This is a genomic window from Youngimonas ophiurae (nom. illeg.), assembly GCF_049803795.1.
GTDB lineage: Bacteria > Pseudomonadota > Alphaproteobacteria > Rhodobacterales > Rhodobacteraceae > Thalassobius.
Genome location: NZ_JBNAGJ010000001.1, coordinates 482353 through 498615 on the forward strand (window position 1 = coordinate 482353; position 16263 = coordinate 498615).

Consider the following 16263-nt stretch of genomic DNA (forward strand, 5'->3'; position numbering starts at 1 on the left):
GCGATGATGTAGAATAACTATCTCTGATTTGTTCTTAATGGGGTGCCTATGGATATTATCGACGGGATTCGCGCCTTTGTGGCGACGGCGCAGACGGGCTCATTCACCGGAGGGGCAGAGCGGCTGGGAATCTCCAATCGGCTGACCTCGAAATACGTGGCCGAGCTGGAGACCCGCCTGGGCACGCGCCTGTTGCAGCGCACCACCCGGCGCGTCGGGCTGACCGCCGCGGGCGAGGATCTGCTGGCCCGCGCGCCGGCGTTGCTGGATGATCTGGACGCGATGCTGGGGGCGGTCACCGACGAGGCGCGCGGCTTTACCGGGGCGCTGCGCATCTCAGCGCCTGTCACCCTGGGCGAGGCCTATGTGGCCGATCTGCTGCACCGTTTCGCCGCCCCGCACCCCGAGCTGGTCATCGACCTGCGCCTGTCTGACAGCTATGCCGATCTGGCACGCGAGGGGATCGACCTGGCCTTTCGTGTGGGCGATCCGGGGATGTCTACGCTCAGGGTGCGCCGGCTGGGGGTGATCCGCAGCCATCTGGTGGCGGCTCCGGCTTATCTGCAACAGCATCCTGCGCCGCGCAGGCCGGTGGATCTGGCGGCGCATAGCTGCATTCTGGATACCAACCGGCGCGATCCGGGCCGCTGGACATTCGAAAGGGACGGGCAGGCGCAGCATGTGTCCGTCGCGGGGCGCTATCAGGTGAACAGCGCCCGTGTGGCGCGCGATCTGGCGGTGCAGGGGCTGGGGCTGGCCTATTGCCCGGCCTTCGTGCTGGATCACGCGCTAGAGACAGGGGCGCTGCGGCCGGTACTGAAAGAATACACAAACGTCACCATTCCCTTTGGCGCGGCCTATCTGGAAAACCGGACCCTGCCGCGCAAGGTGCGGGCGCTGATTGATTTCGCCGCCGCCGATGCCAAACAGCTGTTTCGCTAAGCCAGAGCCGGGGCCGAAGAGGGGCAGGCCGCATTCAGACATTTGCAAATGGCGCGGATTGATTTATGCACCGCTCATTACCAGAAGTCCCCTCTCAGAACCGGAGCCGCCATGTCCGTCTCGATGCTATCGACCTTTGTCAAACCCATGCACCCCGAGGGGCGCAAGTTTGTGGCCATTGCGGCGGCGATTACGCTGGTCCTGTTCTGGATCTGGGCGCCGCTGGGATGGATCGGCACCGGGATCACCGTCTGGGTCTACTATTTCTTCCGCGATCCCGAACGGGTGACGCCCACGCGCCCCGGTGTGATGATCTCGCCTGCCGATGGGATCGTGTCCCTGCTGGAGCCCGCCATTCCCCCCGCCGAGCTGGGCCTGAGCGACGTGCCGATGACCCGGATTTCGGTGTTCATGTCGGTGTTCAACTGCCATGTGAACCGGCTGCCCCATGAGGGCACGATCACCACCGTGGCCTATCGCCCCGGTAAATTCCTGAACGCCGCGCTGGACAAAGCGTCCAGCGATAACGAACGCAACGGGCTGGCCATCCAGCTGGAGGACGGGCGCAGCTATGGCGTGGTGCAGATCGCCGGTCTGGTGGCGCGGCGCATCCTGTGCTGGTCACAAGAGGGGCAGTATCTGGAAACCGGCGAACGGTTCGGGCTGATCCGCTTTGGCTCGCGTCTGGATATTTATCTGCCCGAAGGGGCAACGCCGCTGGTAGAGCTGGGCCAGACCATGATCGCGGGGGAAACCGTGATCGCCGATCTGGGCCCCACACCCGAGGCATAACCGATGAAACGCCTGATCACCCGCAGCCCTGATGGGGATGTGCCCTTTCTTCTGCTGTTGCCCAATATGGTGACGCTGGCGGGGATGTGCCTGGGGCTGACCTCGATCCGGTTCGCGATGGACGAACGGTTCAGCCTGGCGGTGCTGCTGATCCTGCTGTCAGTGCTGATGGATGGGCTGGACGGGCTGCTGGCCCGGCGGCTCAGCGCCACCTCGAATTTCGGGGCCGAGCTGGATTCGCTGTCCGATTTTCTGTGTTTCGGCGTCGCGCCGGGCATTTTGCTGTATCAGTATCATCTGGCCTCGATCGGCAGTCTGGGCTGGATTTTCGTGCTGATCTTTGCCGCCTCGGCCTGCCTGCGTCTGGCGCGGTTCAACGTGATGCGCGGCACGGCCTCGTCCGAGGAGGACGCGGATACGCATTTCACTGGCGTTCCGGCCCCCGCCGGCGCGCTGCTGGGCCTGTTGCCGGTTTTCGCGGCTCAGGCGGGGCTGATCGGGTCCGAAATTCCGCCGATGATAATCGCGATCTGGCTGGGGCTGGTCGGGATCCTGATGGTGTCCCGGCTTCAGACGATTTCCCCCAAGGGGCTGCGGATTCCGCGCGGTCTGATCGCGGTGATGATGTTCGCGCTGGTGGTGGGAATCGGGCTGATCTTTACCCGCCCGTGGTCGCTGCTGGTGCTGGTGGATCTGGCCTATCTGGCGCTGCTGCTGCACGGGGTCATCAAGGTGAAGGGCCGGATTTTCTCGGGGTAGCTTGTCTGCGGGGCGGGGGGTGCCATGAGGGGCCAAACAAGGGGGAACCTACCCGCCGCGCGGTTCAGTGCGCGGGCCAAAGGCATATCATATATGTCAGATGGAAGTGGTACTCCGTAGGGGAATCGAACCCCTCTTTCCAGGTTGAAAACCTGGCGTCCTAACCGATAGACGAACGGAGCACTCTAGGTGTGAGCGCGCTTTTAGGTAAACCAGCCCGCTTCCGCAAGAGGAAAATGACACCAAATCGGATTCTTTTTACATTTCTGTTTCCGAGGCCAGCGCGGCATCTTCCAGCCGCAATTGCACGCTCTGCCGCCCGCCCCAGTGATTGATCTCAAGCCGTCCAGCCAGGTGGAACCGCGCGCCTTTGTGCTGCTCCAGCAGCGGGCCCAGCGGACCGTCATAGGCCCCAAAGCAGATGGCTTCGATCCGCGCGCCCAGCCCGTCGCCAAAGCTGAGCTTCAGATGGGTTTCGCCGATCCGCTTGGTGAAGGAAATCGCCACATCGGGAAAGGCAAAGCGCGGGGCAGGGGCGCCCGCGCCGAAAGGGCCGGCCTGTTCGATGGTCTGGATCAGCTCGATCGTGGCGGCGCCGGGCATCAGGATGCCGTCCAGCTTCAGATCGGCGGGGCCGGCCTGACCCGCGCCCTGTTTGGCCAGCAGTTCGGACAGGCGGTGCATGGCTGCGTCCAGCTTATCGCGCGCCACGGTCAGCCCGGCGGCCATCTTGTGCCCGCCGCCCTTGATCAGCAGGCCCTCAGCGGCCAGTTTCTGGATCGAGGCCCCAAGGTCCACGCCCGCCACCGACCGGCCCGAGCCCTTGCCCTCGTCCCCGTCCAGCCCGATGACGATGGCGGGGCGATTGGTGGCCTCTTTCAGGCGGCTGGCGACGATGCCGACAACGCCGGGGTGCCAGCCCTCGCCCGCGGCCCAGACCAGCGGCGCGTCCAGCCCGCGGTCCTCGGCCTGCGCCATTGCGGCGGCGCGGACCTGATTTTCGATGTCGCGGCGTTCGGTGTTCAGCTGGTCCAGACGCTCGGCCATGGCCTGGGCTTCCAGCGGGTTTTGGCAGGCCAGCAGGCGCGCGCCCAGATCGGCCTGACCGATCCGCCCGCCCGCATTCACGCGTGGGCCCAGCAGGAACCCCAAATGATAGGTGCTGGGCGCCTGATCCATCCGCGCCACATCCGACAGGGCCACGATGCCGGGCCGTTCGCGGCGGGCCATCACCTTGAGCCCCTGCCGCACCAGCGCGCGGTTCACGCCCAGCAGCGGGGCCACATCCGCCACCGTGGCCAGCGCCACCAGATCCAGCATGGCCATCAGATCGGGGCCTTTGGCACCGTCTGCGCGCATCTGGCGGTTGGCCTCGACCAGCATCAGGAAAACGACGGCGGCGGCGCACAGATGCGCCAGCGCGCCGTCCTCGTCTTGGCGGTTCGGGTTCACCACGGCCACGCAATCGGGCAGGGTCTCGCCGCCCAGGTGGTGGTCCAGCACGATCACATCCGCCCCCTGCGCCGCGCCAATCGGCTCATGCGAGAGCGTCCCGCAATCGACGCAAACGATCAGATCGTGATCACGGGCCAGGGCGGACATGGCCGGCACATTGGGGCCATAGCCTTCGTCGATCCGGTCAGGCACATAGAGCGTCGCCTGCCGTCCCATCTGCCTTAGCCAATCCAGCAACAGCGCCGCCGAGGTGCCGCCGTCCACGTCATAATCGGCAAAGATCGCAATGCGTTGGCGTTGCTTGACAGCTTGCAAAAACCGTTCGGCGGCGGCCTGCATGTCGCGCAGTTTATGCGGATCGGGCAGCAGGTCGCGCAGCTGAGGCTCCAGAAACCCCTTAGCCTCGTGGGCGGGCACGCCGCGCCGGGCCAGCACGGCACAGACCGCAGGCGGCAGGGTGGTCTGTTGCTCCATCGCGCTGGCCATGCGCGTGACGGCGGGGTCGGGCCCCACCCAGCGACGGCCTGTTGCCGATGTCTCAACCCCCAGAAAGGCCATGCGTGCTCCTGTCTGTTGCGGGCCTTGGGATCAGACGGTCTCGATCCGCAGGGCGACGGGCGCGCCGGTGACGGCATCGGTATTGGCGATGCCCTCCAGCGCGGTGTCCAGATCGGCGCGGGTGGTTTCATGCGTCACCAGCAGCACCGGAGCAATGTCATCCACATGATCGTATTGGCGCATCCGGTGGATGGACACGCCGGCCTCGCCCAGAACCGAGGCCACCTTGGCCAGCGCGCCGGGTTTGTCCCGCAGCGACATGCGCAGATAATAGGGCGCGGGGGTGGCCGATTGCGCCCGCGGTGCCTGCGCCAATGTGCTGGCAGGCTGGCCAAACACCGGATAGCGGAAGCCGCGCGCCACATCGCAGATATCGCCCATCACAGCCGAGGCCGTGGGCCCTTCGCCCGCGCCCGCGCCGCGCAGCACGATCTGGCCGACGCTGTCGCCTTCGATCACCACCATGTTGGTGCCGCCCTCAAGCTGGCCCAGCGGGCTGTCGGCGGGCACCAGGCAGGGAGACATGCGCTGTTCCAGCCCGCGCTCTGTCATCTGGGCGACGCCCAGCAGTTTGACGCGATAGCCCATATCGGCGGCGGCGCGAATGTCTTCGAGCGTGATCCGCTGGATGCCTTCCAGTTCCACCCCGTCGAAATCCACCTGCGTGCCGAACGCGATCGAGGACAGCAGCGACAGTTTATGCCCCGCGTCAATCCCGCCTACGTCCAGGTTCGGGTCGGCCTCAAGATAGCCCAGCTTGTTGGCCTCGTCGAACAGGGCGTTATAGCCCTGGCCGGTGGCCTCCATCCGGGTCAGGATATAGTTGCAGGTGCCGTTCATCACGCCCATGACGCGGGCGATCTTGTTGCCGGCCAGCCCCTCGGTCAGGGCCTTGATCACGGGGATACCGCCTGCGACGGCGGCCTCATAGCGGATCACGCGGCCTGCGGCCTCGGCTTTCTCGGCCAGCATCTGACCGTGCAGCGCCAGCAGGGCCTTGTTCGCGGTCACCACGTCCTTACCGGCGTCCAGCGCCGCCAGGGTCGAGGCCTTGGCAGGCCCGTTCGAGCCACCCATCAGTTCGACATAAACATCCACGTCATCGCGTTTGGCCAGGGCGACCGGGTCGTCCTCCCATGCGTAGGCGGACAGGTCCACGCCGCGATCCTTGCCGCGCGAGCGGGCGGAAATGGCGGAAATCGTGACCGGACGGCCGGTGCGCATGGTCAGAAGATCGGCCTGCTGTTGGATGATTTTCACGACACCGACACCCACGGTGCCCAGCCCGGCAATGCCCAGACGCAAGGGTTGGCTCATCTAAGCCTCCTGACACTTGTTGTTATTCAGCCGGGATGTACCGCGCCTGAGAGAGCCTTGCAACGCGGCAATTGCCCAAATGCGGCCTCGGACAGGGCAAAGCGGGCAAATTGTTTCTATTCCTGCCCGGCTGCCTGACGCATACGCTGCGCCCGTGCGCGCAGGGCGGCGGCGCGCGCGCGCAATTGCGGATCGGTGTTTTCGGAAATGGCGGTTTCGGTGGCACCGGCCAGCAGGGGCTCTAGCGGGACCAGCGCCGGATAGGGGGCCTGCCGCGCGGCGGGCGTGACGTGATCGTCCAGATCGGGCAATTGGGCGCAGCCGGCGCACAGGGGGAACAGCGGGGTCAAAAGCAGGAAAAGGACAGGACGCATGGGGCTACCGCAAATTGGCTCTGGTCTCTTCTGCCCCGAACCGGGGCGCGGGCGCAAGCGCTGCCTGCCTGCCGGGCCCGTGGCGGCATGGTTTCGCTTTGATCTGAACAAACGCTCAGATAAGACAGGGGGCATGGCAAGAACCGCAGGATCCCATTCCGACATCACCGGGCCGCGCATCATGGCGGCGGCGCTCAGGCTGTTTGCGCGGCATGGGTTTGCCGCCGTATCCATGCGCCAGATCGCAGGCGAGGTGGGCGTGCAGGCCGGGGCGCTGTATAATTACACGCCCGATAAGCAGACGCTGCTGTTCGGCCTGATGCGCGACCATATGGAGGGGCTGCTGAGCGCCTGGACCGAAGCGGCCGGGCAGGGCGCGGCGCTGGACCGGCTTCAGGCTTTCACCCGGTTTCATATCCGCTATCACCTGGAGCGCCCCGATGAGGTGTTCATCTCCTATATGGAGCTGCGCAATCTGACGCCGCAGAATTTCCGCATCATCGAGGAACTGCGCCGCCGCTATGAGGACCAGCTGGAAACCATCCTGCGCGAGGGCGCCGCCGATGGCAGCTTTGACGTGCCCGACCCCAAGGTGGCCACGATGGCGGTGATCGCCATGGTGACGGGGGTAACGACCTGGTATCGCACCGCCGGGCGGCTGACCGTCGAAGAGGTGCAGGGCATTTACTGGCAAATGGTGCGCAAGGCGGTTGCGGCCTAAAGGCTCGCCTTTTGCGGTCAGAGGCGCTATGCCCGCGCCAACACGCGCAACACCCCGGAGACCCCCATGCACGAGACGACTTCCCCTTATCTGGCGACGGCTTCGGCCTCGGCACCGCGACGCTGGCTGGGGGTGGGAACCCTGGGATTGCTGGGGGGGCTGCTGCTGTATGTGGCCTTTGCCGCGCCGCCGCAGAATCTGGCCTGGCTGGGATTTCTGATCGCGATGGGGCTGGGGGCGGTGTTCCTGGCCGATAGGATGCGCCGGGCCACCGAACTGAGCGTGCACCTGACCGCAGACGGGCTGCAAGACAGCGCCGGCCAGACCATTGCCACGCTGGACAATATCGCGCGGGTGGATCGCGGGACGTTTGCATTCAAACCATCGAACGGGTTCATCCTGCGCCTGACGCACAAAGACACCCGGCAGTGGCGGCCGGGCATCTGGTGGCGCTTTGGTCGCCGGGTCGGGATTGGCGGCGTCATGCCCGGCGCGCAGACCAAAATCATGGCCGAGCTGTTGCAGGCGATGATTGCGCAGCGCGACGGGGCGGCCTAGCTGGAATAGCGCAGCAGCGGCGCGAAACGCGGGCTGGTAAAGACAAAGTTATACATGTCCTGCGCGGGCAGCCCGATCTTGAACGGCGGCGTGTAATGCGACCAGGTTTCAACCAGGATGATCCGCTCGTTATCGGCCATGACCGGCAGCTTGTTGGAGATGCCGCTCAGATCGCTTTGCAGCAGCGGGCTGATCGCGCCGCGTGACTGGGACCAGTCCCGCAGATAGGCCTCGTCCTCGTCGTCCCATTGCAGGACGGTGATGCGCATCCGGGTGTTGGTGGCGCGTCCGGCCAGGTGGTCGAACAGGCCCTTCATCCCGTCCAGATAGTCATCGTCGATCGAGTTGGTTTCCCGCGACAGCGTATCGCCGACCATATAGGCGGCCTTCAGGTTGATGCTGCTTTGGCGGTAGGCGTCAAAGAACACGAAGGCCGCCAGGAACGCCCAGAAGATCACCGGCAGGGCAATCACGGCCTCGGTGGCGACGGTGCCGCGCGTGTCTTTGGCAAAACGGCCCAGACGGGCGCGCAGAAGGCGGGCGCGAGGGAACTGTGTGATCCGCATCAGCTGGGCTCCTGTACGAAGGCCGAGGTCGCCACCAGGGCGGCCATGCCGGCACCGTCCTTGCTGAGCGAAAAGCCCAGGGCGGCATTCGGGAAAATCGGGTCGAATTTTGCGCAGGCGCGCAGCATCATCAGGTCGTTATCCTCCAGGCTGCTGACAAAGCTGCGCACGGGGCGTACCTCGGTATCGGACTGGTCGGTGCAGTCGAACAGGGGCTCGGGGTCCACCCAGTTGCGCGGATCGACCCGGATCAGCTCCAGGCGCAGGTTCTTGCTGCAATCGGGGATGATCGGAGCATGATCGCAGATCCGGTCCTTGATGTCGTCATGTTGCGGCACCGCGCCGGTATCCAGGCGGATTTCGCGCACAACGCGGTCCAGGGAATGTTCCAGCATGGTGCTGCGCATGGTGATCAGCGTCAGCTCGAACGAGGACAGCAGAAAGCCCATGAAAAACGGGAACACGATGACGAATTCCACCGCAGCCGAGCCGCGCTCGTCCCTGAGCAGCCAGCGTTTCAGTTTGTTCAGACGTTTCATTGAACCAGCCTCAGTTTGCGGATCGACGACGCGATAGACGAGAAGGCATCCTGAATTTCCAGCCCGTCCACATCAAAGTAATGCCCGTCCGAGCTGGCGCATTCGCGCAGGATACGCTGCCCGGAATTGGGCGCCTCGAAGCCGATGGTGTAGACGATGATGCCCTCATCCTTGGCCGCTTTGCAGATATGTTTGGTGCGCTGATCCTTGACCGTTCCGTTGATGCCGCTGAACGCAGCATTGTACCAGGTGGCCCAGCCGTTGCTCATGTCGGCATAGTTGTAGGAGGCGTTCCATTTCAGAGACACGCGGTTGAACAGTTCCGGGAAGGTCAGGCGGACCGCCTCGCCCGGCTCGTCAATGTCTTCGCAGGTTGTGACGGGATCATCATCATCATCACCGCCCTTCTTCTTCTTCTTCCGTTTTTTCTGGTCGACGCTGGCTTGGCTATAGGTGGTGGTGCAGACCTGTTCTGATCCATTGCCATAGGGGTGATCGTTCCAGCTGTCATCGTGCGGCCAGTAATAGCTTTCGTCCGAATTCGAGTTATGCCCGTTCCCCGAGGCCTGATAGACTGAGTATTTGTCTTCCTCGGCATTATAGTAGACCGGCGAATCTCCGGAGCGCAGCGACGGGTTCAGCATATACTGCGAGGTATTCTGCCCGTCCGTCATCAGCACGATGATTTTCATGGTGCTTTCGGTATAGGACACCGGGCGCCCGGCAAACTGGTTCGAGACAACGCTATCGTCGATCAGATCGCTGACCAGATCCTGGCTGCTGGAATCCAGCAAAAGCGTGCCCCATTTCATCCCCACATCAATCGAGGTGTTCCCCTTCGCATAGAGCGCATCAATATAGTTGTTCAGCTCGGTCAGATCGTTCGATAGCGGCAGGATTTCCCGCGATGCCTCGGTGGCGCAGACCGGGTGGTTGATCGGATCTTCGCTATAGGTGAACGGATCGAAATGCGCGGTGCGTTCCAGAATGCCACTGTCATGCCAATCGGCGTGGCTGAACTCATCCGCATTGAAGTTGATACAGTTCGAATAGCTGTGTTCGTCCGTGACGTTCAGGTGATCCAGAATCTGCGCGCCTGCGCTGACCTGCGTGGCATAGGGAATAACCGAGATCGACACATCCCCGTTTTCCGAGTTGGTCAGCAGGGTTTCGACGAATTCCTTGGCGGCCGGTTTCAGGTTGGTCAGGCGCGAGTTGCTGTTCATCGAGCCCGACACGTCCAGCACCAGCGATACCTCCAGCCCGTCGATGCTTTCGGCGGCGACACCGCTGGCCTTGGCGGTCAGGGTGGGGATGAACATCAGCTTCAGAAAGAACGTGTCAAAGGTGGTCTCGGCCGTTGCCGCCACGCGTTTAGAGCCCAGCGATTGCGAAAAATCGACGCCGGTCAGGTTATCGGCAAGCCCGGCCTTGGTGAAATAGTCGTTCACCACCTCATCCGCGTTGCGGGTCTGGTCCAGATCGGCCGCGGCCAGAACGGCGCGGTCCAGCGTGTTTTGCAGCATCGTCCGGTCCCGTTCGAAGCGCATGATGTCCACGCCGACCCCGGCCATCATCAACATGAAGATCAGCATCATCATCGCGAATGCGATCATCACGCCATCCTCTTCCTTGCGGAAGCGTTGAAGATGAGAAACAGCCCGTATGCGTGCCTGGCGCGTCTGACTGACGAGAACTTGGTTAATACGTTTCGAACACATGATCCGATTCCACTTTATTTGTCCGCTCGAGAGCAAAGGCCCGGCGAGTCGGACCACATCGGCGATATTTCTCGCTAACCAAGATGGCGCAAATATGGCGTGATCCGGGCAATGGTGGACGACTGTCTTTGCCTACGGTTTCAGTCACTTGCGTGGCGCAGTTATTGTATCCATTGAGGTATCAATCCACCGGAGCACCCGCGCGGACTTGCGGCTGGGGGCGGGGCGTGGCTAGGGTGTGTCAGGGTCGGATCCGATCCAGGGTTTAATGTGCCGAAGGGAATGCGCATATGGGTGGTGACGCGCTGGAGCTGGGGTGTAAATGCGGCCAGGTCCGAATCGCGCTGGACGCGGCGGGCGCGCGGGCGGCGACGCGGCTGCGCTGCTATTGCAAGGATTGTCAGGCCGCCGCGCGGCATCTGGGCTATGATCTGCCGGGCCATGCCGGCACAGAGCTGATCCAGACCACGCCCGATCATCTGCGCATCGTGCAGGGGCAGGAAAATCTTGAGATTCTGCGCCTGAGCCCCAAGGGCCTGTGCCGCTGGTATGCCACCTGTTGCGGCACGCCGATGATGAATTCCCTGCCCAAACGCGGGCTGCCCTTTGCCGGTCTGGTCGTGCATGAGGGCGAGCAGGACGCGGTGCAGCGCTCGGTTGGAAAGCTGCGCGGCCATGCCTTTACCAAATACGCGCCCAAGGGGCGGGGCGCTCCGGCGCGGGATGTGAATTATAACGGAATCGGGCTTGGGATCATCCGGCGGATGCTGGGGGCGTTTCTAAGCGGGCGTTTTCGGCGCAATGCCCTGTTGGGCGCCGATGGCGGCTGGATCGCGCCGGTGCGGGTGCTCAGCCTAGAGAAACGCCGCGCCGCCACCCCGCCGGCGCCCTGACGGAACGCTCTGGATGAATGCTCGGGATAAATGCTTTGGCCTGATGGCGGGCCCTCTTGCAGAAAATCCGGCGTGGTGGCATCACATCCGCATCATCCACGAGGATCCGATATGATGCGCCTGCTGTCCCTGATTGCCGCCTGCCTGATTGCCGCGCCCGCCGTGGCCGAAACCTCCGAACAGAAGGCCGAGCGCTGCGCCGCGCAGGCCGGGATCGTCGAGGCGGCGGTTACGCTCCGCCAGGATGGGCGCCGCCAGAAACGCGCCACGCGCAAAATCCTGAAATCCGATCCCGTGAAGGGCACCAAATACGAAGCCAATGTCGATGTGCTGGTGGCCTGGATTTACACGTTGCCCGCCGCGCAGCTGAACGCGGACACGGTGCAGACGTTCCGGCAGGCCTGTCTGGATTTCGAACAGAAACCCGAATGACGCCTCTGTTGCAGGGCCGCCTGTGCGGTCTATATTCGTCGCCATGAGCTTACCACCCGGTTTCCTGGATGAATTGCGCAGCCGCACCAGCCTGTCTCAGGTGGTGGGGCGCAAAGTCATGTGGGACACGCGCAAATCCAATCAAGGTAAGGGGGATATGTGGGCCCCATGCCCGTTTCACCAGGAAAAAACCGCGTCTTTTCATGTGGATGACCGTAAGGGCTATTATTACTGCTTTGGGTGCCATGCTAAGGGCGACGCGCTGAATTTCGTGCAGGAAACGGAGAATGTCGGCTTTATGGAGGCGGTAGAGATTCTGGCGCGCGAGGCCGGAATGCCGATTCCCAAATCCGACCCGAAGGCCCAGGCCAAGGCCGACCGGCGCACACAATTGGCCGAGGTAATGGAGCAGGCGGTGCAATTCTTCCGTCTGCAACTGAAACGCGCCGTGGCCGAGGAGGCCCGCGCCTATCTGGCCCGCCGCGGGCTGGCGCAGGACACGCAGGATCGGTTCGACATCGGCTTTGCCCCCGATGGCTGGCAGAACCTGTGGGATCACCTGACCGGCAAGGGCGTGGCCGAGGATCTGATCCTGGGGGCTGGCCTGGCCAAACCCTCGAACAAGGGCAAGCGCCCCTATGATGTGTTCCGCAATCGCATCATGTTCCCCATCCGCGACGCGCGCGGGCGCTGCATCGCCTTTGGCGGGCGCGCGATGGACCCGAACGACAACGCCAAGTACCTGAACTCGCCTGAAACCGAGCTGTTTGATAAGGGACATAACCTTTATAATCACGGGCCGGCGCGGCAGGCCTCAGGCAAGGGGCAGCCGCTGATCGTGGCCGAGGGCTATATGGATGTGATCGCCCTGTCCGAGGCCGGGTTCGGCGCCACGGTTGCGCCTTTGGGGACGGCCATCACCGAAAATCAGCTGCATCTTCTGTGGCGCATCTCGCCCGAGCCGGTGATTGCGCTGGATGGCGACACGGCGGGGGTGCGCGCGGCCATGCGGGTGATCGACCTGGCGTTGCCGCTGCTGGAGGCGGGAAAATCCCTGCGCTTTGCGTTGATGCCGCAGGGGATGGACCCGGACGATCTGATCCGCGCCAAGGGGGCGGGGGCCGTGCAGACCGTGCTGGAGGCCGCCGTGCCGATGGTCAACCTGCTGTGGCAGCGCGAAACCGAAGGCAAGGTGTTCGACAGCCCCGAGCGCAAGGCCGCGCTGGACAAGGCGCTGCGCGACAAGATCATGCTGATCAAGGATCCCTCGCTGCGCGCGCATTATGGGCAGGCCATCAAGGATCTGCGCTGGGATCTGTTTCGCCAGAACCGCAAACCTTCTGGGGGGGGGCGCAAATGGCAGGACTGGCGCAAGCCGCAAACGCCCGTGCCCGTCCAATCGACTCGCAATTCGGCGCTGGTGGCGGCCGGGGACGGCGCGCAGGATCGCCTGCGCGAGGCGGTGATCCTGGCGACGCTGATCCGCGCGCCCTCGGTCGTGATGGAATTCGAAACCCAGATCGAGGCGATGGAATGTGCCGATCCCGACCACGCCATGCTGCGCGATTTCCTGCTGCGCGAGGCCCATGGCGACGATATTCCCGACATGGAAGAGCGGATTTCCATGGCTTTGGGGCCAGAGGCCCTTGAAACCCTGTTTGCACTTCCCCATGTGGCCATTGCACCGACAATCCGCCGCGCGGGCGACACCGAGGCAGCACGCATGACCGTGGCCGAGGAGCTGGCCAAGCTGAAGGCCCACCACGGATTGAACGCAGAAATCGCCGAAGCCGAAGAAGAGCTGACCGGCATCGCCGACGAGGCCCTGACCTGGCGTCTGCATCAGGCGGCCGAAACCCGCAACCGCGCCGTGCGCAGCGAAAATGAGGATAAGGCCGAGTATGACGTCGGCAAGAACGGCGCGCGAATCAAACGCGAGGAACGCGCCGCATTGGACGATCTGTTAGACAAAATTTCCTTCTCGAAGCGTCGATAAAGTGCGTTTCGCAAGGGAACCCGAAACAAAATCAGGTATTACGGGTGTCCGAATCACTAAGAATCGCTATTGATTCGGATCAGCGAATCACTCGTCGACCTGAAGCCACTGCAAGAGATTGCACCCGTGCTGGACTAAGAGCAGGAGTAATACATGGCCGCGAAAGACAACGAAGACGCCAAGTCCGTAGATCAGGACGCCGAAGTCTCCTTGGACATGAGCCAAGCCGCCGTCAAAAAGATGATCGCCGAAGCGCGCGAGCGCGGCTACATCACCTATGACCAGCTGAACCAGGTTCTGCCGCCCGACCAGGTGTCCTCGGAACAGATCGAGGACGTGATGTCGATGCTGTCTGAAATGGGCATCAATGTCATCGAAGACGATGAGGTTGACGAAGAAGAGGCCAAGACCACCGCCGTTGTGGACGTGTCCTCGAATAAGGGTGAGGTTGCGGTTGCCTCGGGCGGGAACGAAAAGCTGGACCGCACCGACGATCCGGTCCGGATGTACCTGCGCGAGATGGGCTCGGTCGAGCTGCTGAGCCGCGAGGGCGAGATCGCCATCGCCAAACGCATCGAGGCCGGCCGCAACACGATGATCTCGGGCCTGTGCGAAAGCCCGCTGACCTTCCAGGCGATCACCATCTGGCGGGACGAACTTCTGTCCGAAGACATTCTGCTGCGCGATGTGATCGATCTGGAAACCACCTTTGGCAACCAGATGGGCGATGACGACGAGGAAGAGCCCGTCGTGGACGCGGCCAACGTGTCTCAGGCCCCCAAATCCGAGGAAAAATCCCAGCAGCCCGAACTGGACGCCGACGGTAATCCGATCAGAAACACCGACGACGATGACGATGACGACGAACAGGCCAACATGAGCCTGGCGGCGATGGAAGCCGCCCTGAAACCCAGAGTGCTGGAGACGCTGAACCGCATCGCCTATGACTTTGAAACCCTGTCGGAAATGCAGGACAGCCGGATCTCGGCCACGCTGAACGAGGATGGCTCGTTCAGCGAGCGCGACGAGGCGATGTACCAGAAACTGCGCGCCGAAATCGTGGAGCTGGTGAACGAGCTGCACCTGCATAACAACCGGATCGAGGCGCTGATCGACCAGCTGTATGGCATCAATCGCCGCGTGATGCAGATCGACAGCGCGATGGTGAAACTGGCCGATCAGGCCCGCATCAACCGCCGCGAATTCATCGAGGCCTATCGCGGCCGCGAGCTGGACCCGAACTGGCTGGACGACATGTCTCAGAAAACCGGGCGCGGCTGGCAGATGCTGATGGAACGCTCGACCGACAAGATCGAAGAACTGCGCAACGACATGGCGCAGGTCGGGCAATATGTGGGTCTGGACATCAGCGAATTCCGCCGCATCGTGTCTCAGGTCCAGAAGGGCGAAAAAGAGGCCCGCCAGGCGAAAAAGGAAATGGTCGAGGCGAACCTGCGCCTGGTGATCTCGATCGCCAAGAAATACACCAACCGCGGCCTGCAATTCCTTGATCTTATTCAGGAAGGCAACATCGGTCTGATGAAGGCGGTCGATAAGTTCGAATACCGCCGTGGGTATAAATTCTCGACCTACGCGACCTGGTGGATCCGTCAGGCGATCACCCGCTCGATTGCCGATCAGGCCCGCACCATCCGTATTCCGGTTCATATGATCGAAACGATCAACAAACTGGTGCGCACCGGCCGGCAGATGCTGCATGAAATCGGCCGCGAACCCACCCCCGAGGAACTGGCCGAAAAGCTGCAAATGCCCTTGGAAAAGGTCCGCAAGGTGATGAAAATCGCCAAAGAGCCGATAAGTCTGGAAACCCCGATTGGCGACGAAGAAGACAGCCAGCTGGGCGATTTTATCGAGGACAAGAACGCCGTGCTGCCGCTGGACAGCGCCATTCAGGAAAACCTGAAGGAAACCACCACCCGCGTTCTGGCCAGCCTGACCCCGCGCGAAGAACGCGTGCTGCGGATGCGGTTTGGTATCGGCATGAACACCGACCACACGCTAGAGGAAGTCGGCCAACAGTTCAGCGTGACTCGTGAACGGATCCGCCAGATCGAGGCCAAGGCCCTGCGAAAACTGAAACACCCCAGCCGCAGCCGCAAATTGCGCAGCTTCCTGGATCAGTAACTTAGGCGCGTTTTCGGGTTGTGCCTGACACGGTATAAGATAGTCTCGCAAAACCTAAAATGCGAGGCTATCTTATGAAACTCTCAGCAAAGCTTGCCGCTTTCACCCTGTCGGTGCTGGTGGCAATGCCCGCTCAGGCTCGTAATCTTGAGTATTTTTTGCAGGCCAAGCCGCTTCCCGGTGGGCAAGAGTTCGAGGTGATCAACCGCCCCGGCACGGGGCCTGCACTGTTCTGGTGCGGCGCGGGAACCTATGCGTTGCGCAAGCTGGGGCTGAATGACCGGATTTATCTGGTGCAGGGGCGTGCGCCCTCGGTGACGGATCCGGGGGCGAGCGCTGTGACCTTTACCGTTAACCCTGATCACCCCGTTGTGGGGATTTATCAGCACAGCGGCTGGTCCGTGTCGATCAAAGATCCGGGGTATAATCTGTCCGTCAGCAGCGCACGGCAATTTTGCTTTGAGAAAATGCCGTGATAGTTTTCCGAAGTCTTTG

The 16263-nt window shown here is 62.7% G+C and carries 16 protein-coding genes and 1 tRNA gene; 10 read left to right on the top strand and 7 right to left on the bottom strand.

The window, feature by feature from the left end:
- The first annotated feature begins 48 nt into the window (after positions 1–48).
- From ACP15O_RS02580 to pssA, 3 genes are read left to right on the top strand one after another with little or no spacing between them, the layout of a single operon-like run.
- Positions 49–942: a LysR family transcriptional regulator gene (locus ACP15O_RS02580; RefSeq protein WP_425094472.1), complete on the top strand. Its 894-nt coding sequence runs from the start codon at positions 49–51 to the stop codon at positions 940–942.
- Between the two features lie 48 nt (positions 943–990).
- Positions 991–1734: a phosphatidylserine decarboxylase gene (locus ACP15O_RS02585; RefSeq protein ID WP_425094473.1), complete on the top strand. Its 744-nt coding sequence runs from the start codon at positions 991–993 to the stop codon at positions 1732–1734.
- Between the two features lie 3 nt (positions 1735–1737).
- Entirely contained in the window at positions 1738–2493 is a 756-nt protein-coding gene (pssA, locus tag ACP15O_RS02590; RefSeq protein WP_425094474.1) for a CDP-diacylglycerol--serine O-phosphatidyltransferase, read from the top strand.
- A gap of 107 nt (positions 2494–2600) precedes the next feature.
- On the opposite strand, the gene ACP15O_RS02595 is transcribed toward pssA, so the two are convergent.
- From ACP15O_RS02595 to ACP15O_RS02610, 4 genes are all read right to left on the bottom strand, one after another.
- A tRNA-Glu gene (locus ACP15O_RS02595) sits at positions 2601–2675 on the bottom strand.
- 76 nt (positions 2676–2751) lie between these two features.
- Complete coding sequence (gene recJ / locus ACP15O_RS02600) at positions 2752–4506, bottom strand: single-stranded-DNA-specific exonuclease RecJ (RefSeq protein ID WP_425094475.1); 1755 nt, start codon at positions 4504–4506, stop codon at positions 2752–2754.
- Between the two features lie 30 nt (positions 4507–4536).
- Entirely contained in the window at positions 4537–5823 is a 1287-nt protein-coding gene (locus ACP15O_RS02605; protein ID WP_425094476.1) for a homoserine dehydrogenase, read from the bottom strand.
- Positions 5824–5939: 116 nt separating this feature from the next.
- Positions 5940–6197 carry a hypothetical protein gene (locus ACP15O_RS02610; RefSeq protein ID WP_425094477.1) on the bottom strand — a complete coding sequence of 86 codons (258 nt, stop codon included), beginning with the start codon at positions 6195–6197 and terminating at the stop codon, positions 5940–5942.
- A 133-nt stretch (positions 6198–6330) separates the two neighbouring features.
- Between ACP15O_RS02610 and ACP15O_RS02615 the strand changes: the two genes are divergently transcribed.
- Complete coding sequence (locus tag ACP15O_RS02615) at positions 6331–6918, top strand: TetR/AcrR family transcriptional regulator (protein ID WP_425094478.1); 588 nt, start codon at positions 6331–6333, stop codon at positions 6916–6918.
- Positions 6919–6984: 66 nt separating this feature from the next.
- Positions 6985–7476, top strand: coding sequence for a hypothetical protein (locus ACP15O_RS02620; RefSeq protein WP_425094479.1), 492 nt, complete (start codon positions 6985–6987; stop codon positions 7474–7476).
- On the opposite strand, the gene ACP15O_RS02625 is transcribed toward ACP15O_RS02620, so the two are convergent.
- Genes ACP15O_RS02625 through ACP15O_RS02635 form a run of 3 tightly spaced genes read right to left on the bottom strand, consistent with a single transcriptional unit; the run spans position 7473 to position 10197 of the window.
- Positions 7473–8042: a TadE/TadG family type IV pilus assembly protein gene (locus ACP15O_RS02625; protein WP_425094480.1), complete on the bottom strand. Its 570-nt coding sequence runs from the start codon at positions 8040–8042 to the stop codon at positions 7473–7475. The two genes, ACP15O_RS02620 and ACP15O_RS02625, sit on opposite strands and share 4 nt — an antisense overlap.
- Positions 8042–8581, bottom strand: coding sequence for a TadE/TadG family type IV pilus assembly protein (locus ACP15O_RS02630; protein WP_425094481.1), 540 nt, complete (start codon positions 8579–8581; stop codon positions 8042–8044). The genes ACP15O_RS02625 and ACP15O_RS02630 overlap by 1 nt, the downstream gene beginning before the upstream one ends.
- The gene (locus ACP15O_RS02635; protein WP_425094482.1) at positions 8578–10197 is read right to left on the bottom strand and encodes a pilus assembly protein TadG-related protein; all 1620 of its coding nucleotides are present in this window, start codon (positions 10195–10197) and stop codon (positions 8578–8580) included. Before ACP15O_RS02635 ends, ACP15O_RS02630 begins: the two co-directional genes overlap by 4 nt.
- A 395-nt stretch (positions 10198–10592) precedes the next feature.
- On the opposite strand from ACP15O_RS02635, the gene ACP15O_RS02640 reads away from it, so the two are divergent.
- The 5 genes from ACP15O_RS02640 (at position 10593) to ACP15O_RS02660 (ending at position 16244) form a co-directional block, all read left to right on the top strand.
- Positions 10593–11195: a DUF6151 family protein gene (locus ACP15O_RS02640; RefSeq protein ID WP_425094483.1), complete on the top strand. Its 603-nt coding sequence runs from the start codon at positions 10593–10595 to the stop codon at positions 11193–11195.
- A gap of 114 nt (positions 11196–11309) precedes the next feature.
- Complete coding sequence (locus tag ACP15O_RS02645; RefSeq protein ID WP_425094484.1) at positions 11310–11627, top strand: hypothetical protein; 318 nt, start codon at positions 11310–11312, stop codon at positions 11625–11627.
- A gap of 43 nt (positions 11628–11670) precedes the next feature.
- Positions 11671–13623, top strand: coding sequence for a DNA primase (gene dnaG, locus ACP15O_RS02650; RefSeq protein WP_425094485.1), 1953 nt, complete (start codon positions 11671–11673; stop codon positions 13621–13623).
- A gap of 153 nt (positions 13624–13776) precedes the next feature.
- Positions 13777–15768, top strand: coding sequence for an RNA polymerase sigma factor RpoD (rpoD, locus tag ACP15O_RS02655; RefSeq protein WP_425094486.1), 1992 nt, complete (start codon positions 13777–13779; stop codon positions 15766–15768).
- Between the two features lie 74 nt (positions 15769–15842).
- Complete coding sequence (locus ACP15O_RS02660) at positions 15843–16244, top strand: hypothetical protein (RefSeq protein ID WP_425094487.1); 402 nt, start codon at positions 15843–15845, stop codon at positions 16242–16244.
- The last annotated feature ends 19 nt before the right edge of the window (positions 16245–16263 follow it).

Bases quoted from the DNA above. Each gene is read 5' to 3' on its own strand.
- ACP15O_RS02630 (WP_425094481.1), bottom strand. From the start codon at position 8,581: ATGAAACGTCTGAACAAACTGAAACGCTGGCTGCTCAGGGACGAGCGC.
- ACP15O_RS02635 (WP_425094482.1), bottom strand. From the start codon at position 10,197: ATGATCGCATTCGCGATGATGATGCTGATCTTCATGTTGATGATGGCC.
- ACP15O_RS02610 (WP_425094477.1), bottom strand. From the start codon at position 6,197: ATGCGTCCTGTCCTTTTCCTGCTTTTGACCCCGCTGTTCCCCCTGTGC.
- ACP15O_RS02605 (WP_425094476.1), bottom strand. From the start codon at position 5,823: ATGAGCCAACCCTTGCGTCTGGGCATTGCCGGGCTGGGCACCGTGGGT.
- pssA (WP_425094474.1), top strand. From the start codon at position 1,738: ATGAAACGCCTGATCACCCGCAGCCCTGATGGGGATGTGCCCTTTCTT.
- ACP15O_RS02580 (WP_425094472.1), top strand. From the start codon at position 49: ATGGATATTATCGACGGGATTCGCGCCTTTGTGGCGACGGCGCAGACG.
- recJ (WP_425094475.1), bottom strand. From the start codon at position 4,506: ATGGCCTTTCTGGGGGTTGAGACATCGGCAACAGGCCGTCGCTGGGTG.
- ACP15O_RS02660 (WP_425094487.1), top strand. From the start codon at position 15,843: ATGAAACTCTCAGCAAAGCTTGCCGCTTTCACCCTGTCGGTGCTGGTG.
- ACP15O_RS02645 (WP_425094484.1), top strand. From the start codon at position 11,310: ATGCGCCTGCTGTCCCTGATTGCCGCCTGCCTGATTGCCGCGCCCGCC.
- ACP15O_RS02615 (WP_425094478.1), top strand. From the start codon at position 6,331: ATGGCAAGAACCGCAGGATCCCATTCCGACATCACCGGGCCGCGCATC.
- ACP15O_RS02625 (WP_425094480.1), bottom strand. From the start codon at position 8,042: ATGCGGATCACACAGTTCCCTCGCGCCCGCCTTCTGCGCGCCCGTCTG.
- dnaG (WP_425094485.1), top strand. From the start codon at position 11,671: ATGAGCTTACCACCCGGTTTCCTGGATGAATTGCGCAGCCGCACCAGC.
- ACP15O_RS02640 (WP_425094483.1), top strand. From the start codon at position 10,593: ATGGGTGGTGACGCGCTGGAGCTGGGGTGTAAATGCGGCCAGGTCCGA.
- rpoD (WP_425094486.1), top strand. From the start codon at position 13,777: ATGGCCGCGAAAGACAACGAAGACGCCAAGTCCGTAGATCAGGACGCC.
- ACP15O_RS02620 (WP_425094479.1), top strand. From the start codon at position 6,985: ATGCACGAGACGACTTCCCCTTATCTGGCGACGGCTTCGGCCTCGGCA.
- ACP15O_RS02585 (WP_425094473.1), top strand. From the start codon at position 991: ATGGCGCGGATTGATTTATGCACCGCTCATTACCAGAAGTCCCCTCTC.